Origin of the sequence: Streptomyces sp. Rer75 (assembly GCF_013414305.1) — a bacterium.
Classification (GTDB): domain Bacteria; phylum Actinomycetota; class Actinomycetes; order Streptomycetales; family Streptomycetaceae; genus Streptomyces; species Streptomyces himastatinicus.
This window is the reverse complement of sequence record NZ_CP058693.1, coordinates 6,832,396-6,856,816: the sequence shown is the minus strand read 5'-3', so window position 1 is coordinate 6,856,816 and position 24,421 is coordinate 6,832,396. Positions and strand designations below refer to the sequence as shown.

The 24,421-nt window shown below is 71.8% G+C and carries 17 protein-coding genes; 10 read left to right on the top strand and 7 right to left on the bottom strand.

Features of this window, described 5'->3' with window-relative positions; genetic code table 11:
• The first annotated feature begins 29 nt into the window (after positions 1-29).
• Together HYQ63_RS29570 and HYQ63_RS29565 are read left to right on the top strand one after the other, a co-directional pair.
• Complete coding sequence (locus HYQ63_RS29570) at positions 30-1,412, top strand: L-serine ammonia-lyase (RefSeq protein WP_179936891.1); 1,383 nt, start codon at positions 30-32, stop codon at positions 1,410-1,412.
• Between the two features lie 41 nt (positions 1,413-1,453).
• The gene (locus HYQ63_RS29565) at positions 1,454-3,145 is read left to right on the top strand and encodes a hypothetical protein (RefSeq protein WP_257232237.1); all 1,692 of its coding nucleotides are present in this window, start codon (positions 1,454-1,456) and stop codon (positions 3,143-3,145) included.
• A gap of 350 nt (positions 3,146-3,495) precedes the next feature.
• Here HYQ63_RS29565 and HYQ63_RS29560 read toward each other — a convergent pair whose 3' ends face one another.
• Positions 3,496-5,595: an ATP-binding protein gene (locus HYQ63_RS29560; RefSeq protein WP_179936890.1), complete on the bottom strand. Its 2,100-nt coding sequence runs from the start codon at positions 5,593-5,595 to the stop codon at positions 3,496-3,498.
• Positions 5,596-5,711: 116 nt separating this feature from the next.
• Entirely contained in the window at positions 5,712-6,305 is a 594-nt protein-coding gene (locus HYQ63_RS29555; RefSeq protein WP_179936889.1) for a hypothetical protein, read from the bottom strand.
• Positions 6,306-6,805: 500 nt separating this feature from the next.
• On the opposite strand from HYQ63_RS29555, the gene HYQ63_RS29550 reads away from it, so the two are divergent.
• The 3 genes from HYQ63_RS29550 (at position 6,806) to HYQ63_RS29540 (ending at position 9,176) form a co-directional block, all read left to right on the top strand.
• Positions 6,806-8,008 carry an aromatic acid exporter family protein gene (locus HYQ63_RS29550; RefSeq protein WP_179936888.1) on the top strand — a complete coding sequence of 401 codons (1,203 nt, stop codon included), beginning with the start codon at positions 6,806-6,808 and terminating at the stop codon, positions 8,006-8,008.
• 174 nt (positions 8,009-8,182) lie between these two features.
• Positions 8,183-8,809, top strand: coding sequence for a glycoside hydrolase family 25 protein (locus tag HYQ63_RS29545; RefSeq protein WP_179936887.1), 627 nt, complete (start codon positions 8,183-8,185; stop codon positions 8,807-8,809).
• Positions 8,810-8,867: 58 nt separating this feature from the next.
• Complete coding sequence (locus tag HYQ63_RS29540) at positions 8,868-9,176, top strand: hypothetical protein (protein ID WP_063728090.1); 309 nt, start codon at positions 8,868-8,870, stop codon at positions 9,174-9,176.
• 44 nt (positions 9,177-9,220) lie between these two features.
• Here the strand turns inward: HYQ63_RS29540 and HYQ63_RS29535 are convergent, their stop codons facing one another.
• From HYQ63_RS29535 to HYQ63_RS29515, 5 genes are all read right to left on the bottom strand, one after another.
• Entirely contained in the window at positions 9,221-9,436 is a 216-nt protein-coding gene (locus tag HYQ63_RS29535) for an EF-hand domain-containing protein (RefSeq protein ID WP_179936886.1), read from the bottom strand.
• A gap of 77 nt (positions 9,437-9,513) precedes the next feature.
• The gene (locus tag HYQ63_RS29530) at positions 9,514-10,131 is read right to left on the bottom strand and encodes an N-acetylmuramoyl-L-alanine amidase (RefSeq protein ID WP_179936885.1); all 618 of its coding nucleotides are present in this window, start codon (positions 10,129-10,131) and stop codon (positions 9,514-9,516) included.
• A 357-nt stretch (positions 10,132-10,488) separates the two neighbouring features.
• Positions 10,489-10,995, bottom strand: a complete 507-nt coding sequence (locus tag HYQ63_RS29525; protein WP_123102261.1) for an ATP-binding protein — start codon at positions 10,993-10,995, stop codon at positions 10,489-10,491.
• Positions 10,996-11,251: 256 nt separating this feature from the next.
• Complete coding sequence (locus tag HYQ63_RS29520) at positions 11,252-12,019, bottom strand: enoyl-CoA hydratase/isomerase family protein (protein WP_179936884.1); 768 nt, start codon at positions 12,017-12,019, stop codon at positions 11,252-11,254.
• A 50-nt stretch (positions 12,020-12,069) separates the two neighbouring features.
• Positions 12,070-13,293 carry an Ig-like domain-containing protein gene (locus HYQ63_RS29515; RefSeq protein WP_179940648.1) on the bottom strand — a complete coding sequence of 408 codons (1,224 nt, stop codon included), beginning with the start codon at positions 13,291-13,293 and terminating at the stop codon, positions 12,070-12,072.
• Positions 13,294-13,678: 385 nt separating this feature from the next.
• Between HYQ63_RS29515 and glgX the strand changes: the two genes are divergently transcribed.
• The 5 genes from glgX (at position 13,679) to HYQ63_RS29490 (ending at position 24,379) form a co-directional block, all read left to right on the top strand.
• Complete coding sequence (gene glgX, locus HYQ63_RS29510) at positions 13,679-16,075, top strand: glycogen debranching protein GlgX (RefSeq protein ID WP_257232236.1); 2,397 nt, start codon at positions 13,679-13,681, stop codon at positions 16,073-16,075.
• A 34-nt stretch (positions 16,076-16,109) separates the two neighbouring features.
• Entirely contained in the window at positions 16,110-17,951 is a 1,842-nt protein-coding gene (locus tag HYQ63_RS29505) for an ABC transporter ATP-binding protein (protein WP_179936883.1), read from the top strand.
• Complete coding sequence (locus HYQ63_RS29500) at positions 17,948-19,825, top strand: ABC transporter ATP-binding protein (protein ID WP_179936882.1); 1,878 nt, start codon at positions 17,948-17,950, stop codon at positions 19,823-19,825. Before HYQ63_RS29505 ends, HYQ63_RS29500 begins: the two co-directional genes overlap by 4 nt.
• 436 nt (positions 19,826-20,261) lie before the next feature.
• Entirely contained in the window at positions 20,262-22,487 is a 2,226-nt protein-coding gene (locus tag HYQ63_RS29495; protein ID WP_179940645.1) for a M4 family metallopeptidase, read from the top strand.
• Between the two features lie 233 nt (positions 22,488-22,720).
• On the top strand, positions 22,721-24,379 hold the full coding sequence (locus HYQ63_RS29490; RefSeq protein ID WP_373689156.1) for a M4 family metallopeptidase: 1,659 nt from the start codon (positions 22,721-22,723) through the stop codon (positions 24,377-24,379).
• The last annotated feature ends 42 nt before the right edge of the window (positions 24,380-24,421 follow it).

Sequence of the window (24,421 nt, the reverse complement as noted above, 5' to 3'; positions counted from 1 at the left end):
CGCCCCGCGTGCAGACAAAGGAGTCCCCGGTGGCCATCTCCGTATTCGATCTCTTCTCGATCGGCATCGGCCCGTCCAGCTCGCACACCGTCGGCCCGATGCGGGCGGCACGGATGTTCGTCGGCCGGCTGAAGAACGAAGGGCTGCTGGCCCCCACCGCCGCGGTGCGGGCGGAGCTGTTCGGCTCCCTCGGCGCCACCGGCCACGGCCACGGCACCCCCAAGGCCGTGCTGCTCGGCCTGGAGGGCCACTCCCCGCGCACCGTCGACGTCGAGGCCGCCGACGGCGAGGTCGAGCGCATCCGCACCACCAAGCGGCTGCGGCTGCTCGCCGCCGAGATCGAGGGCGGTCACGAGATCGACTTCGACGAGTCCGACGAACTGATCCTGCACCGCCGCCGCTCCCTGCCGTACCACGCCAACGGCATGACCCTCTTCGCCTACGACGAGTCCGGGCATCCGCTGCTGGAGAAGACCTACTACTCGGTCGGCGGCGGCTTCGTGGTCGACGAGGACGCCGTCGGCGAAGACCGCATCAAGCTCGACGACACCGTCCTGAAGCACTCCTTCCGCACCGGCGACGAGCTCCTGCGGCTCTCCCGCGAGACCGGCCTGTCCATCTCCGCCCTGATGCTGGAGAACGAGAAGGCGTGGCGCAGCGAGGAGGAGATCCGGGCGGGTCTGCTGGAGATCTGGCAGGTCATGGAGGCCTGCGTCTCCCGCGGCCTTTCCCAGGAGGGCATCCTGCCCGGCGGTCTGAAGGTCCGCCGCCGCGCCGCCAACGCCGCCCGCGCCCTGCGCTCCGAGGGTGACGCGGCCGCCCGCGCGATGGAGTGGGTGACCCTGTACGCGATGGCGGTCAACGAGGAGAACGCGGCCGGTGGCCGTGTCGTCACCGCCCCGACGAACGGCGCCGCCGGGATCATCCCGGCCGTCCTGCACTACTACACCCGCTTCGTCCCCGGCGCCGACGAGGAAGGCATCATCCGCTTCCTCCTCGCGGCCGGTGCCATCGGCATGCTCTTCAAGGAGAACGCCTCCATCTCCGGCGCCGAGGTCGGCTGCCAGGGCGAGGTCGGCTCCGCCTGCTCCATGGCCGCCGGCGGCCTCGCCGAGGTGCTCGGCGGCAGCCCGGAACAGGTCGAGAACGCCGCCGAGATCGGCATGGAACACAACCTCGGCCTGACGTGTGACCCCGTCGGCGGCCTGGTCCAGATCCCCTGCATCGAGCGCAACGGCATGGCGGCGGTCAAGGCCGTCACCGCCGCACGGATGGCGCTGCGCGGCGACGGCCGCCACCATGTCTCCCTCGACAAGGTCATCAAGACCATGAAGGACACCGGCGCCGACATGAAGGTCAAGTACAAGGAGACGGCGCGCGGCGGCCTCGCGGTCAACGTCATCGAGTGCTGACGCATTGAGGTGGATTGAGGTGGATTGAGGTGGCGTGACCGGTGACGTCGGCTGATCCTCCGGCGATACGGGTGCCGGTCGGGGACGACGCGGAGCGCTGGGCGAGCCGCGCGGCGCACCGGCGCGTCCTGCTCGTCGTGCACAACGTCACCTCCGCCGGGCGGCTGCTGGACGTGCTGCCGCTCTTCCACGACGACTTCCGGGTGCAGCTCCTGGTCACCTCGACCGAGTCGTCCGCGTTCCAGGGCGGGATACGGGAGCTGTTCGCGGACCTCGGGCTGCCGGTGCTGCCGTGGGAACAGGCCCTGGCGACACCGGTGGATCTGGCCGTCTCCGCGAGCTTCGGGGGCCAGCTGAGTGACCTCCACGGCAAGTTGACCGTCTTGTCGCACGGTGTCGGCTACACGAAGAAGCTTTCCTTGCCGGAGGTGAGGAGCCGTGAGCCGACCTTCGGTCTGTCGCCGGAATGGCTCCTGGTGGACGGGCAGCCGTTCGTGGACGGGCTCGTGCTGTCCCACCCGGAGCAGCTGGAGCGGCTGCGGCGGGTCTGCCCCGAGGCCGCGGCCGCGTCCGTCCTGGCCGGGGACCCCTGCTTCGACCGCATGCTGGCCGCCGTACCGCACCGGGAGCGGTTCCGGCGCGCCCTGGGCGTGCGCCGGGGCCAACGCCTCGTCGTCCTGAACTCCACCTGGAACCCGGAGGGCTTCTTCGGCAACGGCGGCGACCAGGACGTCCTGCCCGGGCTGCTGCCCCGCCTCGCCGCCGAACTGCCCGCCGACGACTACCGGCTGGCGGCCGTGCTGCACCCCAACATCTGGTACGGCCACGGACCGGGCCAGATCCGCGTCTGGCTGGACCGGGCCCTCCGCAGCGGGCTGACCCTGATCGACCCCGTCCACGCCTGGCGGCAGGCCCTGCTCGCGGCCGACGCCGTCGTCGGGGACTTCGGGGCGGTCTCGTACTACGCGGCGGCCCTCGGCACCCCCGTACTGCTGGCGTCCGCCGCACAGGACCGGCTGGACCCGGAAGCGCCGCTCGCGGCCTTCGTCCGGGACGCGCCCCGGCTCGATCCCCACGGCCCGCTGCGGGATCAGGTGGAACGGCTGCTGGCACGGCACCACCCGGCCGCGGGCCCGGCGGAGTTCACCAGCTCGGCCCCGGGCGCGTCGGCGGCACTGCTGCGGCGTCACTTCTACGCCCAGATGGACCTGCCCGAGCCCCCGGCCCCCGCCCTCCTGGAGCCGCTGCCCCTGCCGCACTACGACCCGCCGCGGCGCACGGCACCCCTGAACGTCCGTACGCGCGTGAGCGGCGCCGACGTCTGGATCGAACGCACCACCGGCCACCCGTACGACGCGATCGGCGACGCCCACCTCGCCGTCCACGAGGACACCCGCGACCCCGGCGACCTGACCCGGGCCGACGTGATCGTGCGCGAGGGCCCGCGGGACGACCCGCGCCTCGGCGGCGCGGAGGGCTGGACGGCGGAGGTCCTGCGCCGCTACCCGCACTGTGCGCTGGCCGCGTACGTGACCGGCCCGGACCGGTGCGTGGTGCGGGTGCGGGGGTGGGATGGCGTGCTGTGTTTGTCGGCGGGCGCGGGCGCGGATGCGGATCCTGCGGCGTACGCGTCGTCGCTGTACGCGTGGCGCGTGGGCGGCGGGGTGGTGCCGGGGGCCTTGCGGGTGCATGTGGCGGGTGGGGTGCACGAGGTGCGGGTGGTGCCGGGGTGAGGTGTGGGTGCCGGGTGCGGGGCCTCCGGGGCGGGGCCCTGGACCGTATATTTTTGGCGCCGGTGCCGTAGAGCGTGTGGTGAACGATGAATTGGCGCCACAAATACACGGCAGCGTCCAGGACCCCACCCCTGCGACCCCGCCCCCTCCCGCCGGTGGCCCCGGCCCCCAAATCGATCCCGGTTCGCCCGGTGGCGTGGTGCTGGGCGGGGGTGGGCGCAACCCCGCCCCCTCCCCAGGTTGTGGGCAATCGTTCCGCAGGGCGGAACGGGTGGGCACAACCCGGCCACCGGCCCGCACCCGGCGGCGAAACCCCAACCAGGCCGGGGCCCGGGGTGCCGGCGCCGGCGTTACGTCTCGCAGCGCTCCCGCAGGCGCGCGAGGTAGCCCAGGTGCGGAGCCGCCTTCTCCGGGGTGAGCAGGCGTTCCGCCTCGGTGATCTTCGTCAGGGCGTCGGCGTCGTCCCCGGCGTCGTGCAGCGTCTCGGCGAGGTCCGTGAGGGTGCGGGCCAGGTTGTACGCCTCGCCCCGCTCCGCGAAGAAGTCCCGCGCGGCCTCCAGCCGGGTACGGGACTCCGTCAGCTCCTCCATACCGCGCAGGGCACGCCCCTGGTGGCGCTTGATCAGGGCGAGGGCGCGCGGAAGGTCCGGGGCGCCCTCCTGGTCGGGGCCGATGCGTCCGTAGATCCGCTCCGCCTCGGAGAACCGCTCGTACGCCTCCGGGTACCGCCACTGGTACAGACACAGCAGGCCCAGCATCTCCACGGACGACGCCTCGCCCCGCGCATGCCCCGCCGCGCGCTCGCAGTCGACGGCGGCCCGAACCGCGCGCTCGGCCGCCTCCCACTGCCTCAGCTCGCCCAGGCAGTGGCCGAGCTGGAAGTGCAGTGCGCCCGCGAGGCGGGTGCGGGGGTGGTGCTCGTCGGCGCAGCGGGCCGCGATGCGGAGGGCGGGCAGCGCGTCGTCCACCTTCCCGGCCTTCAGCTGGAGCGGCCACAGCGCGCGGGCCAGGCGCAGCGCCGTGTCGATGTCCTGGTACTCCTCGGCGACGGAGACCGCCTGGACCAGGTTGCCCGCTTCGGCCAGCAGCGCTGCCATGCCGTCGGCCTCATCCGCGTACGGGGTTCCCTCGGCCGGTGCGGGCTCGGTGCGCCAGCTCTGCGGCAGGGCGGCGTGTGCGGCGTGGAGGGCCAGGTTCAGCAGGCCGTCGAGAGCCCGGGACACCGCCGCGGCGCACTCCGCGATCCCGTGCTCCGGTCCCGCGGCGTCGGCCAGATGGCGGCGCACCTCGGGCCGGAAGCGGTAGCGGGCGTCCCCCATGGGCTCCATGAGCTGGACGTCCGCCGCCTCGGCGAGCATGCGGGCGGCGTCCTCCGGGGCGACGTCCGCGGCGTGCCCGGCCAGGCGGGCGTCGAACGCGGGCCAGCCGCCCAGCGCGGTCAACCGGCACAGCCGCGCCGCCTCCGGCCGCAGACGGCGGCAGGCGTCCCGGGCCATGCCGCGCACCGGTTGCCGGTCCGTCGCGTCGGCGAGGGGCGGTTCGCCGGTCAGCAGGCGCACCGCCGCGGCCTTGAGCGCGAAGGCGTTGCCCGCGCAGCCGTCGAGGAGGGCGGGCATCTGCGGCTTGGCGCGCGCGACCGGCTCCGGGCCCGCTACCTTGCGCAGCAGCGCCATCGCGTCCCGGTCCTTCAGCGGAGGTACGGCGATCCGCTCGGCCTCGAGCAGGAACGCCGGGCCGGACGCGACGACCAGCAGGAACACCTCCGGTGTGGCCGGGATGAGCCCGCGGACCTGCGCGGCCGAGGACGCGTGGTCGATCACCACCAGCGCCCGGCGGCCCGCCGTCAACCGCCGGTACAGCTCTTCGCGTCCCACCTCCGTGGGCGGCATGTCGTCGGGCTGGACGCCCATCTGCCGGAGCAGGCGCAGCAGGACGGCGGCCGGTTCGAGCCCGTTCTCCCCGGGGGCATCGCGCACGTCGACGTAGAACTGCCCGTCGGGGTACTGCGCGATCCGGTCGGCGCCCCAGTGCAGCGCCACCGCGCTGGTGCCGATGCCGGGTGGCCCGTACAGCAGCGCGGCCCGCGGCCGCCCCGCGGCGGCCCGCGTCGCCTCGCGCCTCAGCTGCCGCAACACGCTCTGACGGTCGGTGAAGTCCCGCGTGGCGGGCGGCAGTCCCGCCCCCGGACGCAAGCCCACCTCCGGCAGGCTCCGCAGCAGCAGGGCCAGCTCATCGTTCCGCCGTGGGTCCTCGCTGAGCCGCGGATGCATCTGACGCGCCAGCAGCTCCCACCCCTCCGGGCTGGCCGGCAGCGGCGTCTCCCGCCCCAGGGTCCGCCGCACCAGAGCGCCCGTCGAGACGAGCACCTGCTTGCCGACCTCCCCGGCGGCGCCGTTGCCCACCGCCGTGAGGAATGCGGTGAGCGCACTCACCGTCACGATCTCGATCACACCAGCCCCTCCCGTGGCCCCGACCCGGTCCCTGGCGGGACTGTATCCCCGAAGGCACCCGCCTGCTCGGACAGGTCGGCCGGGGTGTCACGCCCGCGGTCCGTAGGGGCGCGGGCTCACAGCTCGCCGAATCGTTGGCCGAAGAACGTCAGAGGAGGCTCGGCGTAGCCTTCCGCCTGCGCCAGCTGTATATGCGCTGCCACGCTTTCCGATCGCACTCCGAGAATGTCGGGCCAACCGCACGTCAGCGGCGCCCTCCTCCATACGACCGAATCCCAGTCTTCCTCTTCCGTGACACCGCGCCGATCCACGACGAATCCGACGCAATGGTCGAGGTCGCCACGGAGCACGCGTGCGACCGCGCCGATCGCCCACTCCCGCTCGGCCACCGTGAGACCGTCGAGACCGAATTCGAGGACGGCGCTCCGGCTTTCCCCACGACGAATCCTGGTGAAGACATCGGTGTCCGCATTGAGCCAGAGCTGGAAGTTCACTTCGTCCGCAGCCACCAGGCCGGCGGACTCGATCAGTTCCTGCCGCGCAACAGGCATCTGCTCGCCCCAGGAGTCGGGGCCGTTCGTCACGAGAGTGATCAGTCCGTTTCCGGGATTGCCGAGCAGAAACCCGGCGCCTTCCAATGCCTCAATGGTCTCCCGGGCATCAGAGGTGCCCCATCCTTGCCGGTACCAATAGATAAATCCGTCACTCATTGCTCACCTAACAAGGATGTGGACGTTCTCGTTTCCGAGACTCTTCCGGGCGAGGTTCAGGGCCTTGGCAGGTCCGCCCACCGCGATATAGGAGCCATCTCCCCCGATGACGCCGCTGAAGCATCTCCCCCGGGGTGCACGGCGGCTTCCCGGGTGATGGCGAATGCAGGCGTGTTCGCGGTCCGAGGCGTCGATCTGGGCGGCGGACCAGGCGACCGTACGGTGCAGCGACTCGGCTCCGGGCCGCCGCGCGCCATCCCGTAGAGCAGCGACCGCCCGGCGCGCCCACGTCGGGAGCGCGGTCACCGAGCTCCAACGCGCCCTGCGGGGCGGGGAACCAGGCGGAGAAGACCTGCTCGGGCCCGGGATGTACGGCGCCCGGAGGCTGTCCGGGATGGCCCAGCCGCCCGCCGGGTGCGTGTCCGATCCGGATGGCGAGGCTAGAGGCCCGGGGCGTCTGACCAGGTGAGAGATCACGCCGAGGGGGAACCCATAGGCGAATGGACGGCCAGACGAGCGCAGGTGGTGGGCATGACGAGGATCGGACGAGGTGGGGGCGGCTGTGGGAGTGGGGGCATCGGGCGGCGGTGGAGCACGGCCTCGAGCGGCACACGCTGCTGCTGATCGGCAAGTGCACGCTCGCGGCCACCCTCGCCTGGTTCGCGGCGGCAGACCTGCTGCACGCGCAGTCGCCCGCGTTTGCGCCCTTCTCCGCCGTCCTCATCATGAACGTGACGGTGTACCAGTCGATCACGCAGTCCCTGCGCTATGTCGCCGCGGTGGTGACGGGGGTGGCGGTCCAGGCGGCGCTGGGGTTTCTGGCGGGGCCGGATCTGGTGACGTTCGTGCTGGTCGCCGCCATCGCGCTGACGATCGGGCAGTGGAGGGCGCTGGGGGCGCAGCGGTCGCAGGTCGCGACGGCGGCGTTCTTCGCGTTCTCCACGTATGTCTCCGCGACGAGCAATACGGAGCGGGCGACCCAGCTGGGGCAGATCGTGCTGCTCGTCCTCATCGGGTGTTCGCTCGGGCTGCTGGTGAACGTGGTGCTCGTACCGCCGCTGCGGTACCGGAGCGCGGAGCACGGGATCCGGGCCCTGGCCGGGGCGCTGGAGTCGCTGCTCGCGGACATGGGACCGGCGATGCGCGACGGGGAGTTCGCCGAGGAGCACGCACGGCACTGGCGTTCCCGGTCCAACCACGCCCAGGCGCTGGTCACCCAGGCGAGGTCGGGTCTGCGGACCGCGGAGGAGAGTGTTCCGTTCAATCCGCGGCGGCTGCTGCCGCAGCACCGGGGGCGCACGTCGTTCGCGAACTACCGGGCCGTGCTGGACGCGTTGGAGCGGGCCGCGTATCAGCTGGCGTCGCTCACCAGGAGCCTGGAGCGGTGGCGCGAGGAGGAGCGGGACGACACGTACCGGCAGTTCCTGCGGTGCTACGGCACCTTTCTCGGCGCGCTGGAGGAGATCGTGCGGGTGCTGGCCCAGCTGGACGAGACACATCTGCGGGACCAGGCCGCGCAGCTGTGCGAGCTGGCCGAGGACATGCAGGAGCAGCGCCGGACCGTCACCGAGCAGGCGGAGAGCGACGGTCTGCCGCTGGGCGACCCCACCCGTCCGTACGGGGTGCTGGTGATCGAGGCGACGCGGTTGACGGAGGAGTTCCAGTACACCTGCGATGTTCTCCAGACTCATGTGCAAGGGTGAGTCCGGGGCGGCGGCATAGCATGACGGCGGGGGAGAAACACACATTTCCCGGCCAAATCAGTCGCACGTGCAAATACCCTGCGTGACCCCGACAGCGTTGCGTAGGGTTCTGGACCGGGCATGACAAGGGAGACGCCCGTTCCCCTTTTCAACTTCTCCCCTGAGGCAGGAACCATGCTGCACGGCATCGACGTGAGTTCGCACCAGTCCAGCTTCGACACGGACGGACTGGCCTTTGTCTTCATCAAGGCCACCGAGGGCCGGTCGTACATCAACCCGAAGCAGTCCTCCCAGGCGGCCAAGGCACGGAAGGCGGGGTGCGTCGTCGGCTTCTACCACTTCCTGTGGCCCGGGAACATCGCCGCGCAGGCCCGGTACTTCGTCGAGAAGTGCGCCTCCCAGAAGCACGATCTGCTCGCCGTGGACTGGGAGACCACGGGCTCGGGGACGTATGCCAGCAACGCGGAGAAGGACCGGTTCATCCGGGAGGTCAAGAAGCTGCGGCCCACGCACCGCGTGATGCTGTACTGCAACCGGAACTTCTGGCTCAACCACGACACCACGTCCTACGCCGGAGACGGGCTGTGGATCGCCGACTACGTCTCGGCGGGCAAGCCGCGGATCAAGGCGAAGTGGCGGATCCACCAGTACACCGACCGGCCGGTGGACAAGAACGTGGCGGACTTCTCCAGCAAGGCGTCGCTGAAGACCTGGGCCACGGTCACCCGGGTGGCGAACGCGGTCGAGGACCTCCTGGACGGCGACGACGACGAGGAGGAGCGCACGCAGAGCGAGGCGTGACGGCCGTCGTCCGGGCTGGTCAGGGGCGTTGTCGGTGGGGGCGCCTACGCTTTCCGGTATGAGCTACGCAGACCTCCGCGAACTCCGCAGCGCGCTCACGACCGCGTCCGATATCGCCTTCTCGCTCGACGCCGCGCCGTCGGGCCAGGAGACCGAGCTGCTCACCGACGCCCTGCGCCGGGCGCTCGCCGCGGCCGGTGCGCTGACCGCCGAGCACGGGACGACCGGATGCTCCCAGCATCCGCGCGGGGCGGTCGACCCGCTGTACGGGGATCCGGACGATCCGCTGCCGCCCGGCTACGGCCGCTGCCTGCTGTGCAACGACCGCCGGCGGCGGGCGAGCGCACAGCGGCGCGGCTGGCGCTGACGCGCCGGCGGCGCCGCCGTGCGGCCCGGGCCGACCCCGATGGGTCAGCCCTTGTTCTGAGCGGCCCAGAACTCGTCGAAGTTGAGCAGACCGTCACCGTTGCCGTCGTGGGCGTTGATCACGGCCTGGGCGACGGGCTCCGTGACATACGGGTCCCCCAGCTGCGCCATCACGCTCTTGTACTCGGCCGCCGTGATCAGCCCGTCCCCGTTGAGGTCGTACCGCTCGAACGCTTTGCGCGCCGCCTCGATGTCCGCCACCTGTTCCGCCCCTTTCGTGCGTGAGTCTGACCCGCACAGATTAGCGGCCCCTGGCCAGAGGTCCGGCGAGCGTCCGTTCAGCCCTGGTTGACCAGCTCCATGTAGCGGTCCCAGTCCCACAGCGGGCCGGGGTCGGTGTGGTCGGAGCCGGGGACTTCGCTGTGGGCGATGATGTGGTCGCGGTCCTTGGGGATGGCGAAGCGGTCGCAGACGGCGGCGGTGAGGGCGGCGGACGAGGCGTACATCTCGTCGGTGAACCAGGCGGGGTCGTCCACCCAGCCCTCGTGTTCGATGCCGATGCTGCGGTTGTTGTAGTCCTTGTTGCCCGCGTGCCAGGCGACGTCCTTCTCGCGGACGAACTGCCCGATGTAGCCGTCGGCCGAGGCGACCATGTAGTGGGTGGAGACCTGTCGGGCCGGGTCCTGGAAGATCTTCACCGCGTCCTGGAAGGTCTCCTGCGTCACATGGATGACGACGACCTCGATCGGGTACGCCGTGGGGCGGCTGGAGACGCGGTAGTTGGAGGTGGAGGCCGGGATCCAGTGGGTGGGGGGATAGGCGGCGGCGCGGCGGGGGCGTCTGTCACCGGCGTGGGCGGTGGCGGTGGTGGCGGCGAGTCCGAGGGCGGCGGCGCCGAGACCGGCGCCGGATCGGAGGAGGGTGCGTCGGGTGGGGGCAGGGCCGTGCGCTTCCATGGGGGGCTCCCGAATGCAGTGCCGGTACAAGGGATCTGACGGGATGTGACGCGCGTAGCGCGGGTTCCATGGTGAAGCGTCGGCAGGGCCATGCCAAGAACCGACAGGCACAAGTTGAACAACAAAGGAAACTCACACCTCTACCCGCCATTAACAAGGCAGGTGTTACAGCTCACCTTGGATTGAGTTGGTGGTGATCTGCCGGGTCTGCAATAGTCAGGACCGCGACCCCCTTTGACCCGGGCCTGGTCGTTCCCCGAATGCCGCGGAGCCACACCCCTTCCGCTCCGCGGCGGGGCGGACAGAGGTCCCCGGACCGTCACACGAGGACGGTCGGGACCTCTGCCCTTGGTCGTCTCACGCGCTCTCCGTGACCCGCATTTCGAACCACGTCGTCTTGCCGCACGGCAGCAGGTCCACGCCCCACCGCTGGGAGAGCTGATCCACCAGCATGAGGCCGCGCCCGCTGGTGTCGAGCGCCCCCACCGGCAGCAGACACGGCAGCCCGCGCGACGGGTCGCGCACCTCGACCCGGATCCAGCCGCGGCGGCGCAGCATCCGCAGTCCGAAGGTGCGGGCACCGGTGTGCCGTACGGCGTTGCCCACCAGCTCCGAGACGAGCAGTACCGCGTATTCGGCGAGCTGACAGGCGAGCCCCCAGTCGCGCAGCACCACGAATTCGGTCAACCGGCGGGCGGTGGCCGCGGATTCGGGCCGGGACGGCAGCCGTACCTCTTCGTCCGCAGGATTCCCGAACAGTTCGAGTGCCCTGAGAGCCGGATCCTCCTCGGCGGACGGCAGCCGCCGGACCGCAGCCGTACCCGTGCGCTGCTGCGGCTGCTCCATTCCCTCCAAGCCCGCCATGCCCCCCATGATGGCCGCCCGAAAGGCCGTCCGGGGCGGAACCAGGGGATTCCGAACACCGGAGCCCCAGGCTCCACAAACCGATCCCAGCTATGCCATTGGCAGCGCAGGGAGTCAAAACACCCCACCTGACCAGCGGTGTCACCGCGCGTACAGCTGATCACCCAGCGTACCGGAACCGGCCATCGGGCGGCCGCCCGGCAGGCGAAGAAATTCGCTCGCACGGGGCATGCCCGACCCGGGCACAAGGACTGGGTCAGGAGAAGCGGGCCTTGCCCGGGCCGTCCTCGACGAAGCTCCGCATTCCGATCTCCCGGTCCTCGGTGGCGAACAGCCCGGCGAACCAGTTGCGTTCGATGGCGAGCCCGGTGTCGATGTCCGTCTCCAGACCCGCGTCCACCGACTCCTTGGCGGCGCGCAGCGCCATCGCCGGGCCCTTGGCCAGCTGCGCCGCCCAGGCGTGCGCCTGCTCGTACACCTCGTCGGCCGGTACGACCCGGTCGACCAGCCCGATGGCGACGGCCTCGTGGGCCTTCACCTGACGGCCCGTGAAGATGAGGTCCTTGGCCCGGGACGGGCCCACCAGCCGGGCCAGCCGCTGGGTGCCGCCCGCGCCCGGGATCAGCCCGAGCAGGATCTCGGGCTGGCCGAGCTTGGCGTTCTCGGCGGCGATCCGGAAGTCGGCGCACAGCGCCAGCTCGCAGCCGCCGCCGAGCGCGTAACCGGTGACGGCGGCGACCACGGGCTTGGGGATGCGAGCGACGGCGGTGAAGGCGTCCTGAAGGTCGCGGGAGCGGGCCACCATCGCGGCGTGGTCCATGTCCCGCATCTCCTTGATGTCCGCGCCCGCCGCGAACACCTTCTCGCCGCCCCAGACGACCACGGCCCGTACGTCGTCGCGGCGGGTCACCTCTGCGGCGAGTTCCCGCAGCCGGTCCTGGGTGGCGACGTCGAGCGCGTTCATCGGGGGGCGGTCGAGGCGGAAGGTGGCCACGCCGTCGGCGACCTCAAGATTCACAGTCATACGCCGCAGATTAGTGGGCCCGGGACGCGGAGCGCCCCGGCGGACACCCCCTACGCCTTCCACTGCTCCCAGGACATGTTCCAGTCGCTGAGCCCGTTGCCCGGCTGGATCGTTTCGTCGTCCGAGTTCTTCACGATGACCACATCCCCGATGAGCGACTGGCCGAAGAACCACGCCGCCGGGGTGGACGGATCGCCTCCGCCGCGCTGGTCGAAGAGGCCGACACAGCCGTGGCTGACGTTGGCCGAGCCGAAGGTGGAGCGGCCCGCCCAGTAGTTGCCGTGGAGGAAGGTGCCGGAGTCCGACAGCCGCATCGCGTGCGGCACGTCCTTGATGTCGTACTCGCCCTTGAAGCCGACCGTCGCGCCGTCCATCCGGGTCACGGCCAGCTTCTCGCTGATGACCATGGTGCCGTTGTACGTCTCGTTGCCGGGCGCGCCCGCGGTGATCGGGAGCGTCTTGATGGTCTTGCCGTCCCGCTTGACCTTCATCGTGTGCGCCTTGGCGTCCACGACGGATATCTGGCTGCGGCCGATGGTGAACTTCACGGTCTTGTCCTGCTCCCCGTACACCCCCGGGCGGCCCTCGACGCCGTCGAGGTCCAGCTTCAGCGTCACCTTGGTGCCGGGCTTCCAGTACTCCTCGGGGCGGAAGTCCAGCCGGTCGTTGCCGAACCAGTGGCTCGCGATCGGCACGGACGGCGAGGCGCTGACCTTGACGGCCTTCTCGACGGCGCCCGGGTGGGTGATCCCCCGGTTGAAGCGGAGCGAGACCGGCATGCCGACGCCGACCGTGGAACCGTCCTCGGGGCTGTAGACGCCGACGAAGGTCTCGTCGGGCTTCAGCGTGGTGAAGGTGGTGTGCTTGCGCGTCGCGCGGCCGTCCGCGTCCTTCGCGAGGGCGTCCACCGTGTACGTGGTGTCGGCGCGCAGGCGCCCGTCCGGCTTCCAGCTCGCGCCGCCCTCGGCGGTCTTCCCGGCGACCGCCCGGCCCTTCTCGTCCTCGACCTTGACGGAGGTCAGCTTGCCCTTTGCGGCGGTGACCTTGAGCGCGCCGCTGGTGGCGACGTCCTTCGCCTCGTCCCCCGGCTCGACCGTGACCCGGGCCCGGGACGGCCTCGGCTTGGCGGCCTCGGTGCCGTCGCCCTTCTCGCCGTCGTCGCCGGAACCGCCGCCTCCGGCGCATGCGGTCACCAGCGCCAGCAGCGCCCCGAGCAGCAGCGCGAGAAGTCCCCTGCCGCCCCGCACGGTCGCCACCCCCGATATCGGCTGCATCCTCAGCACAGCTCTCTCCCCTCTGCGGAACCGCAGCCCCCCGCGGCAGCTCCGACACGCACCGACGCGCACAGGCGCGCCTGTCGATAGGTAATCACATCGCACTGACAGCGGGATCATTTGCGATGGTTACGGTTCAGTCCCAGGTGGGAGCGGTCCCCGCGACCGGGCCCGTGATCACCCGCGTGACCGGCGGCGGGCCCTCCCCGCGCGCCCGCCGCCGCGCCGGGGCGCGGAAACGTGAGGGGCGGCAGGATTGCGGGCACAACAGGGCTACGGGGCACAGCCGGACGCGGTCGGGACGCCGCGGGGCGGTGCCGCCCGGTCCGTCGGGCTCCGGACGGGAGGTGCGGAGCCCGGTCCGTGCGAGCCGCCGGAGGCGCATGTGTCGAAAGCAGTCGAGCAGCACACCCTGGAGCCCTCCGACGGCTTACCCGCCCCGCCCGCCGCCGGCGGCCCGGCCGTCCGCCGCCCCGCCGCGCCCGCGCCGCTGCCCGCCCCGCGCGGCGGCTCCCCCGCAGCCGGACCCGGCGCCGGACCCACCGCAGGACCCGTGACCGGGCCCGCCGCCTGGCCGGGCAGCCCGCAGCCGCTCGGCGCGCGCGTGTGCCAGGGGCCCGACGGGCTGCCCGGCACCAACTTCGCGCTGTGGGCGGGCGGCGCGGAGGCCGTCGAGCTGTGCCTGTTCGACGACGACGGCACCGAGGTCCGCCACGCCCTGGCCGAGCAGACCGATGAGGTCTGGCACGGCTTCGTCCCCGGGGTGCTGCCCGGGCGGCGGTACGGCTACCGCGTACACGGCCGCTGGGACCCGTGGACCGGCGCCCGCTGGAACCCGGCCAAGCTGCTGCTGGACCCGTACGCGCGCGCCGTGGACGGCGACTTCGCACCAGACGGCGGCCCGCTGCCCGCCGAGGTCTACGGCCATGTGCGGGACTGGCCGCAGCAGCACGTCGCCGACACCGTGCGGGACGAGCGCGACTCGGCCCCGTACGTCCCCAAGGGCGTCGTCGTGGGCGACGACGCCCCGGGCGGGCCGCCGGACGGGCGGGCCGACGACCGCCGTCCCGGGACCCCCTGGGCCGAGTCGGTGATCTACGAACTCCATGTGCGCGGCTTCACCATGCGCCACCCCGGCGTCCCGCCCGAGCTGCGCGGCACGTACGCCGGGCTCGCGCACCCCGCCGCGGTCGAGCACCTCACCCGGCTCGGGGTGACGGCGGTGGAGCTGCTGCCGGTGCACCAGTTCGCGCACGAGGACCATCTGCTGCGGCGGGGCCTGCGCAACTACTGGGGCTACAACTCCATCGGCTACTTCGCACCGCACGCCGGGTACGCGGCGACCGGCACCCGGGGCCAGCAGGTGGGCGAGTTCCGGCGGATGGTGCACGCCCTGCACACCGCCGGGATCGAGGTGATCCTCGACGTCGTCTACAACCACACCGCCGAGGCGGGCGAGCTGGGCCCGACCCTCTCGCTGCGCGGCATCGACAACCGCGGCTACTACCGGCTCCAGCAGGACCCGCGCCGCTACGCCGACTTCACCGGCTGCGGCAACACCCTCCAGACCGTCCGGCCGCACGTACTCCGGCTGATCACCGACTCGCTGCGCTACTGGGTCACCGAGATGGGCGTCGACGGCTTCCGCTTCGACCTGGCCAGTGCGCTGGCCCGCACCGCGACGCACGGCGTCGACATGCTCTCCCCGTTCCTCGCCGCGATCGCCCAGGACCCCGTGCTGCGCCGCGTCAAGCTGATCGCCGAGCCCTGGGACGTGGGCTCCGGTGGCTACCAGGTGGGCGCGTTCCCGCCGCCGTGGGCGGAGTGGAACGACCGCTACCGGGATGCCGTACGGGACTTCTGGCGCGGCGCCCTGCCCGATGTGCGCGACCTCGGCTACCGGCTCTCCGGCTCCAGCGACCTGTACGGACACGGCAGCCGCGGCCCGTGCGCCTCGGTCAACTTCATCACCGCGCACGACGGCTTCACCCTGCGCGACCTGGTGAGTTACGACCGCAAGCACAACGAGGACAACGGCGAGGGCAACCGCGACGGCACCCACGACAACCGCTCCTGGAACTCCGGCGCCGAGGGCGAGACCGACGACCCGGACATCCACGCCCTGCGCCGCCGCAGGCTGCGCGGCCTGCTCGCCACCCTGCTGCTGTCCACCGGCGTCCCGATGCTGGTCGCGGGCGACGAGATGGGCCGCACCCAGGGCGGCAACAACAACGCGTACTGCCAGGACAACGCCACCGGCTGGGTCGACTGGTCGCTGCTGGACGACCCCGGCTGGCAGGCGCTCACCGACCTCACGGCCCGGCTGATCCGGCTGCGCCGCGCCCACCCGGTGCTGCGCAGGCCCGCCTTCTTCTCCGGCAGCGCCCGGCCCCCGGACGGCGTGCGCGACCTCGCCTGGTTCACGCCGCGCGGCGAGGAGATGACCGAATCCGACTGGTACGCGCCGACGACCGCCCTCGGCGTCCACCTCTCCGGCAAGGACCTGCCGCAGCGGGATCCGCGCGGCGCGCCGGTCACCGACGACACCTTCCTGGCGCTGCTCCACGCGGGCCCCGCGCCGCTGTCCTTCACGCTGCCCGGGCCGCCGTGGGCCGCGGGCTACGAACTCCTCCTGGACACCGCGCGGGAGGACCAGGACGCGCCACCTGGCGTGCGGTACGCGGCCGGTGCGTCGATCGAGCTACCGGAACGCTCGGTTCTGCTGCTGCGCGCTCTCACCACCGCGGATACCACCGCGGACCTACGCCAAAAAACCGAGTGAGCACTGTCGGTGGCGGACCGTAGTCTCGCCACTGATGGCTGTGACGACGACACCACCCCGCGCCCAGGAGGGCGGCGCCGCCCCGCGGCACCGCTCCACCACGCGCTCCCTGCTGCGGCTGTGGCCCTATGTGCGCCCGGTGCGGGCCCGGCTGTTCACGGCCGCGGGGGTGGCGGTCGTCGCCTCCTGCCTGGGCCTGGTCATCCCGCTCGTCCTCAAGTGGATGGTGGACGGGCCGGTCGCCGACCGCGACCCGGGCGGGGTGTGGCTGGGCGGTGCGCTGCTGTTCGCCCTCGGGCTGGCCGAGGCCGGGCTGTTCGGGCTGCGGCGCTGGCTGGTGGCGCGGCCGCTGGCGTCCGTCGAGGCCTCGATGCGGGCCTCCCTCTACCGCCATCTCCAGCGGCTGCCGGTCTCCTTCCACGACCGCTGGGCCTCGGGCCAGCTGCTGTCGCGCGCCACCACCGATCTGATGCTGCTGCGCCTGTTCCTGGCCTTCCCGCTGACCTTCCTGGTGGTCAACGGGGTCACCATCCTGGTCGGCTTCGCGATCCTGCTGGCGCAGCAGTGGACGCTGGGGCTGGTGCTCCTGGTCCCGGCCGTGCCGCTGATGATCTTCTGCTCGCTGTTCGAGACGCGCTATGCGGCCGTGACCCGAACCGTCCAGGACCAGACCGGGGATCTGACGACGGTCGTCGAGGAGGGCGTGCTCGGCATCCGTATCGTCAAGGGCTTCGGCCGCCACCGCAGCCAGGCCCGCGCCTTCCGGGCCCTGTCGGAGCGGGTGCGGGCCACCGAGCTGCGCAAGGCGCGGCTGCTGGCCACCATCTGGGCGCTGATCATGACGCTGCCGGAGCTGGCGATCGGCGCGGCCCTGATCCTCGGCACCATCCAGGTCGCCGACGGCGACCTCTCGGCGGGCACGCTCGTGGCCTTCCTGTCCACGGCCCTGGCGCTGCGCTGGCCGGTGGAGTCGCTGGGCTTCCTGCTGGCGCTGAGCCAGGACTCGGCGACGGCCACCGACCGCTTCTTCGAGGTCATGGACGCCACCCCGGCGGACGCGGCCGACGGCCCGGCGGAGGTGCTCCACCGGGCGTCCGCGCTGCCCCGGCAGCGGGGCGAGGGCGGGATGCGGTTCGAGGGGGTGGAGTTCCGGTACGACGACGCTCCGGCGGACGCCCCGCCCGTGCTGCGCGGGGTGGACCTGCACATACGGCCCGGCGAGACCATGGCGCTCGTCGGCGCGACCGGCTCCGGGAAGACCACGCTGACCGCCCTCGTACCGCGGCTGCTGGAGGTGACGCGCGGGCGGATCACCCTCGACGGGCGGGACATCACCGCACTCCCCCGCGACGAGTTGCGCGCCCTGGTCGCCGTCGCCTTCGAGGAGCCCACGCTGTTCTCGGCGACGGCCGGTGAGAACGTGCTGATGGGCGCGGACGGCGCCGATCAGGCCGCACTGGCGCGCGCCCTGAAGGTGGCCCAGGCCGAGTTCGTGCACGCCCTGCCGAAGGGCACCGACACCGAGGTGGGCGAGCAGGGGCTGAGCCTGTCCGGCGGGCAGCGGCAGCGGCTCGCGCTGGCCCGCGCCGTCGTCGGCGCCCCGCGCTTCCTGGTGCTGGACGACCCGCTGTCCGCGCTGGACGTGCACACCGAGGCGCGCGTGGAGGCCGCGCTGCGGCAGGTCCTCGCGACCACGACGGCGCTGGTCGTCGCGCACCGGCCGTCGACCGTGCTGCTCGCCGACCGGGTGGCGCTGCTGGAGGACGGCCGTATCGCCGCCGTCGGCACCCACCACCAACTGCTGCGGGACAGCGCCGCGTACCGGTCGCTGATGTCGGGACACGACGGGGAGAACGACGGGGAGGAGGGCCCATGACGACGGCCGAGGAGGAACGCCCGGCCGAAAAGGCGCGCACGGCCGAGGAGGAGCGCCCCGCCGAGGGCGACCCCTTCGACCACGACGTACTGCCCGCCCCCAAGGGTGCCTCCCTCTCCCTGCTGCGCTCCCTGCTCGCGCCGCGCCGCGCCCGCGTCTGGGTCGCGGCCGTCCTCCTGCTGCTGCAACAGGCCGCGGTGCAGGCGGGCCCGCTGCTCGTCGCGTTCGCCATCGACCGCGCCGTGCCCGCCTTCCGGGACGGCGACCACGGCCCGCTCATCGCCGTCGGCGCCGGCTACCTGGGCTGCGCGCTCGCCTCCGGCGCCCTCCAGTTCGCGTTCATCCGCGCCTCCGCCCGCATCAACCAGGACGTGCTGCTGGACCTGCGGGGCCGCATCTACCGCCACGCCCAGGCCCTCAGCGTGGACTTCCACGAGCGGTACACCTCGGGGCGGCTCATCTCCCGCGCCACGACGGACGTCGAATCGCTGCGGGAGCTGCTGAACGAGGGCCTGGACGAGCTGCTCGGCATCGCCCTGTCCGTCGTCTACATCGCCCTCACCCTGCTGTACCTGGACTGGGGGCTCGGCGCCGCGGCCGTGCTCTCCTTCTGGCCGCTGTACCTGCTCATCCGTTCCTTCCAGCGCCGCTCGATGCGGGTCTACCGCAAGCGGTCGACGGCCACCGCCGCGGTCATCGTCGCCTTCACCGAAACCATGAACGGCATCCGCCCGGTGCAGGCCTTCCGCCGCGAGCGCGCCAACAACACCCGCTTCGACGAGCTGAACGGCCACCACCAGCAGGTCAACGGGACCGCGATCCTGGAGATGGCCCGCTATGTGGTCGGCTCCCGGCTGACCGCCAACACGGCGGTCGCCGTCATCGTGCTGTGGGGCGCCTACCGGGTCGCCGCGGGCGATCTGGCGCTCGGGGTCCTGGCCGCGGCCGCGCTGTATCTGCGCAGGCTGTACGACCCGATCGACCGCCTGGGCATGTTCCTCAACTCCTACCAGTCCGCCGCCGCCTCCCTGGAGAAGATCGCGGGCCTGCTGGCCCAGCGCCCGTCCGTCCCCGAACCCTCCGACCCCCGCCCCCTGCCGCCGCGCCCCTCCCGGTCCCCCGGCCGCGAGGTCGTCTTCGACGGGGTGCGCTTCGCGTACCGCACCGGCGGCGAGGTGCTGCCCCGCTTCGACCTCACCCTGCCCGCCGGGCAGACGGTCGCCGTGGTCGGCGCGACCGGCGCGGGCAAGTCCACCCTCGCCAAACTGCTCGCCCGCTTCTACGACCCCACCGACGGCCGGGTCCTGCTCGACGGCATCGACCTGCGCGACCTGGCCACGCCCGACCTGCGCCGCGGCGTGGTCATGGTGACCCAGGAGGCGTTCCTGTTCTCCGGCACGGTCGCCGACAACATCTCCATCGGCCGCCCCGACGCCACCCGCGCCGAGGTCGAGCAGGCCGCCAAGGCGATCGGCGCGCACGGCTTCATCGCCGCCCTGCCCGACGGCTACGACACCGACGTCCGCAAGCGCGGCGGCCGCATCTCCGCGGGCCAGCGCCAACTGGTCGCCTTCGCCCGCGCCCTCCTCGCCGACCCCGCCGTCCTCATCCTCGACGAGGCCACGTCCTCCCTCGACATCCCGGGCGAACGCGCCGTCCAGCGCGCCATGGACACGGTCCTCCGCGACCGCACCGCCGTCGTCATCGCCCACCGCCTCTCCACGGTGGAGATCGCCGACCGCGTCCTGGTCATGGCCGACGGCCACATCGTCGAGGACGGCACCCCGGCCGAACTCACCGCGGGCGAGGGCCGCTTCGCGGCGCTGCACCAGGCGTGGCGGGAGAGCCTGGTGCGCGGGGTCCAGCCGGGGTGAATGGGGCGGCTCGTCGGCGGGGTGCGCGGCTCGGGTCATGCGGTGCGGGTACGAGTCGGCCCCGGCATCGGGCTGGCTCGGACTGAACTTTCCTATCCGGTATGCGGATACAGCACACGTGTCAACGGACGCTTTCCGGTCAACTTGTTGTCGCGCCCCTGACAGGTTGAGTCCAATGATGGCACTCTTCCCTCGACCGAGGTGCAGCAACTCCACAGCTCATCACCTCGGGCCACCCCCCCCCCCCCAACCCCCCACATCCTGCTCCGCCATGCCCTGCCCGGGCGGCGAACCAGCCGTCCGGTCGTCCCGGCCGTGCCACCGCGCGGCCAGCGCAGAAGGAGTCAGCGTGAGACCCTTCCCCCAACGGCATCTCAGACCCCACAGACCCCACCGGCGTGCCACCGCGACCGGTGCCCTGGTGGCCGCCGCCGCGATGATCGTCGTCGGTGTGCAGACCGGCCCCGCCACCGCACGCGCGGGTGACGCGGCCGCGGGCGGCACGATGGCCGCCAAGGCCCGGCCCGGGGCGTTGCCCGCGCAGTTGTCGCCCGCGGCCCGTACCGCGCTGATCCGCGCCGCCGACAGCGCCTCCGCGAAGGCCGCCACCGCGAAGACGCTGGGCCTCGGCGCGAAGGAAAGGCTGGTCGTCAGGGACGTCGTCAAGGACGCCGACGGCACCACCCACACCCGCTACGAGCGCACCTACGCCGGGCTTCCCGTCCTCGGCGGCGACCTGGTCGTGGAGCGCGCCAAGGGCGGCGCGGTGGAGACGGTCGCGAAGTCGACCAAGGCGCGGCTGGCGGTCGCGACGACCGACGCCGCCGTGAAGCCCGCCACCGTCGAGAAGGCCGCCGTGAAGGCGGCGAACGCGGAAGGGTCGCGGAAGACCGAGGCGGAGCGGGCGCCGCGCAAGGTGATCTGGGCGGCGGCGGGTACGCCGACGCTCGCGTACGAGACCGTCGTCGGCGGCCTCCAGGAGGACGGCACGCCCAACGAGCTGCACGTCATCAGCGACGCGGCCACCGGCAAGAAGCTGTTCCAGTACCAGGGCGTCAAGAACGGCACCGGCAACAGCCAGTACAGCGGGCAGGTCACCCTCGGCACCTCGGGCAGCGCGGGTTCGTACAGCCTGACCGACACCGAGCGCGGCAGCCACAAGACGTACAACCTGAACCGCGGCTCCTCGGGCACCGGCACCCTGTTCACCGACGCCGACGACGTCTGGGGCAGCGGCACCACCTCCGACGCCGCCACCGCCGGGGTCGACGCGCACTACGGCGCGGCCGAGACGTGGGACTACTACAAGAACGTGCACGGCCGCAGCGGCATCCGGGGCGACGGCGTGGGCGCGTACTCCCGGGTCCACTACGGCAACAACTACGTCAACGCGTTCTGGCAGGACTCCTGCTTCTGCATGACGTACGGCGACGGCTCGGGCAACGCCAAGCCGCTGACCTCGATCGACGTGGCGGCGCACGAGATGAGCCACGGCGTCACCGCGGCGACCGCCAAGCTGGTCTACAGCGGCGAGTCCGGCGGCCTCAACGAGGCCACCTCCGACATCTTCGCCGCGGCGGTCGAGTTCTACGCGGACAACGCGTCCGACGTCGGTGACTACCTCGTCGGCGAGAAGATCGACATCAACGGCAACGGCACCCCGCTGCGCTACATGGACAAGCCCAGCAAGGACGGCGCGTCCAAGGACAACTGGTACTCCGGCGTCGGCAACGTGGACGTGCACTACTCGTCCGGTGTCGCCAACCACTTCTTCTACCTGCTCTCCGAGGGCAGCGGCGCCAAGGTCATCAACGGCGTCAGCTACAACAGCCCGACCTCCGACGGCCTGCCGGTCACCGGCATCGGCCGGGACGCCGCCGAGAAGGTGTGGTTCAAGGCGCTCAGCCAGCGCATGACGTCCAACACCAACTACGCGGCCGCGCGCGAGGCGACGCTGTGGGCGGCGGGCGAGCTGTACGGCCAGGGCAGCGCCCAGTACAACGCGGTGGCGAACGCCTGGGCCGGGGTCAACGTCGGCGCCCGCATCGTCGACGGCGTCAGCGTCACCCCGCCCGGCGACCAGACCAGCATCGTCGGCCAGGCCACCAGCGTGCAGATCAAGGCCACCAGCTCCAACGCGGGCGCGCTGAGCTACGCGGCCACCGGGCTGCCGGCGGGCCTGTCGATCGACTCCGCCACCGGCGTGATCTCCGGTACCCCGACCACCGAGGGCTCCAGCGCGGTGACCGTGAAGGTGACCGACTCGGTGGGCAGGACCGCCACCGTGTCGTTCACCTGGACCGTCAACACCACCGGCGGCAACGTCTTCGAGAACACCGCGGACGTCGCCATTCCGGACGGGGGCAACGCCGTCACCTCACCGATCACCGTGAGCCGGGCCGGGAACGCCCCGTCCGCCCTCCAGGTGACCGTGGACATCACCCACAGCTACCGCGGTGACCTGGTGATCGACCTGGTCGCCCCGGACGGTACGGCCTACCGGCTCAAGAGCTCCAGCATCTTCGACTCGGCGGACGACGTGAAGGCCACGTACACCGTGGACGCCTCGTCCGAGACGGCCGTCGGCACCTGGAACCTGAAGGTCCAGGACATCTACTCGCAGGACTCCGGCACCCTCAACGGCTGGAAGCTGACCTTCTGATGTAACGCCGGAAGCCCAACTCACCGAGAACCAGGCGCCGCCAGGGGTGACCCGACTCCTCCTGGCGGCGTCTCCATGAACATTTTCTGCCAGACCCGCCAGGAAACCCGTGACATGTCCGCGGCTTGTATGACAGTCTGCCCACGCATTACGCACCAGTACCTCTTGTTCAGTGCCGCGCCGCGCTTCCCGCTGCCCCGGCACTGACCCCCCACAGCAACGAGGGAGTAAGCGTGAGCAAGACCTTCAGCATGCCCATATCCGGGGGCGGAAGGCGCCGTTCGGCGATCGCCGCCGGTGCCGCGGTCGCCACCGCGGCGCTGCTGGCCACCGGACTGACCACCGGATCGGCCGGTGCCGCACCGGCCGACGCGGACGCCAGGGCGGGCGCCCAGCCCGCCAAGCTCACCGCGTCCGCCCGCGCGGAACTGCTGCGCGACGCGAACGCCACCAAGGCCGAGACGGCGAAGACCCTCGGCCTCGGCGCGAAGGAAAAGCTGGTCGTCAAGGACGTCATCAAGGACGCCGACGGCACCACCCACACCCGCTACGACCGCACCTACGACGGACTCCCCGTCCTCGGCGGCGACCTGGTGGTCCACCAGGCCGGAAGCGGCAAGGTACAAGGCGTCACCAAGGCCACGAAGGCCACCGTCAAGGTCGCCACCACCAAGGCCGAGGCCGCCCCCGGCAGCGCCGCGCGCACCGCGGTGAAGGCCGCTCAGGCGGACGACAGCAAGGGCGCCAAGGCGCAGACCCCGCGCAAGGTGATCTGGGCCGCCACCGGCAAGCCGGTCCTGGCGTACGAAACGGTCGTGGGCGGCGTCCAGAAGGACGGCACCCCGAACGAGCTGCACGTCATCACCGACGCGGCCACCGGCAAGAAGCTGTACGAGCGCCAGGGCGTCGAAACCGGCAGCGGCCAGAGCCAGTACAGCGGCAAGGTGGAGCTGGGCACCTCCAAGGAGGGCAGCGGCTTCACCCTGACCGACGCCGACCGCGGCGGCCACAAGACCGTCAACCTGGAGAACAAGGAGGACGGCGAGGGCAAGGCGTTCACCGACGAGGACGACGCCTGGGGCAACGGCAAGGGCGACGACCCGCAGACCGCCGCCGTGGACGCCCACTACGGCGCCGCCACGACCTGGGACTACTACAAGAAGGTGCACGGCCGCGACGGCATCGGCGGTGACGGCAAGGCCGCCACGTCCCGCGTCCACTACGGCGACAGCTACGTCAACGCCTTCTGGGAAGACTCCTGCTTCTGCATGACGTACGGCGACGGCGAGGGCAACAAGGCCCCGCTGACCGCTCTCGACGTCGCGGCGCACGAGATGACCCACGGCGTCACCTCCAAGACCGCGGGCCTGGAGTACAGCGGCGAGTCCGGCGGTCTCAACGAGGCCACCTCGGACATCTTCGGCGCCTCCGTCGAGTTCAACGCCAAGAACTCCACCGACGCCGGTGACTACCTCATCGGCGAGAAGATCGACATCAACGGCGACGGCACCCCGCTGCGCTACATGGACAAGCCCAGCAAGGACGGCCAGTCCGCGGACGAGTGGTCCGACAAGGTCGGCGACCTCGACGTCCACTACTCCTCCGGTGTCGCCAACCACTTCTTCTACCTGCTGTCCGAGGGCAGCGGCGCGAAGGAGATCGGCGGCGTCAAGTACGACAGCCCGACCTCGGACGGCAAGAAGGTCGAGGGCATCGGGCGGGACAAGGCCGAGAAGATCTGGTTCAAGGCCCTGACCACGTACATGACGTCCACCACGGATTACCACGCGGCGCGTGAGGCAACCCTGAAGGCCGCGAACGACATCTATGGGAAGGACAGCGCCGAGTCCAAGGGCGTGGACGCCGCCTGGGCCGGGGTCAACGTCAAGTAGAGCAGGCAGCGTTACCGATGCGTAACGCACAACATGCGGCCG

Excerpts from the sequence above, each read along its gene's own strand:
- HYQ63_RS29555 (WP_179936889.1), bottom strand. The coding sequence starts at position 6,305 with ATGAGTGACGGATTTATCTATTGGTACCGGCAAGGATGGGGCACCTCT.
- HYQ63_RS29550 (WP_179936888.1), top strand. The coding sequence starts at position 6,806 with ATGGACGGCCAGACGAGCGCAGGTGGTGGGCATGACGAGGATCGGACG.
- HYQ63_RS29545 (WP_179936887.1), top strand. The coding sequence starts at position 8,183 with ATGCTGCACGGCATCGACGTGAGTTCGCACCAGTCCAGCTTCGACACG.
- HYQ63_RS29540 (WP_063728090.1), top strand. The coding sequence starts at position 8,868 with ATGAGCTACGCAGACCTCCGCGAACTCCGCAGCGCGCTCACGACCGCG.
- HYQ63_RS29530 (WP_179936885.1), bottom strand. The coding sequence starts at position 10,131 with ATGGAAGCGCACGGCCCTGCCCCCACCCGACGCACCCTCCTCCGATCC.
- HYQ63_RS29525 (WP_123102261.1), bottom strand. The coding sequence starts at position 10,995 with ATGGCGGGCTTGGAGGGAATGGAGCAGCCGCAGCAGCGCACGGGTACG.
- HYQ63_RS29520 (WP_179936884.1), bottom strand. The coding sequence starts at position 12,019 with ATGACTGTGAATCTTGAGGTCGCCGACGGCGTGGCCACCTTCCGCCTC.
- HYQ63_RS29515 (WP_179940648.1), bottom strand. The coding sequence starts at position 13,293 with ATGCAGCCGATATCGGGGGTGGCGACCGTGCGGGGCGGCAGGGGACTT.
- HYQ63_RS29505 (WP_179936883.1), top strand. The coding sequence starts at position 16,110 with ATGGCTGTGACGACGACACCACCCCGCGCCCAGGAGGGCGGCGCCGCC.
- HYQ63_RS29500 (WP_179936882.1), top strand. The coding sequence starts at position 17,948 with ATGACGACGGCCGAGGAGGAACGCCCGGCCGAAAAGGCGCGCACGGCC.
- HYQ63_RS29495 (WP_179940645.1), top strand. The coding sequence starts at position 20,262 with ATGATCGTCGTCGGTGTGCAGACCGGCCCCGCCACCGCACGCGCGGGT.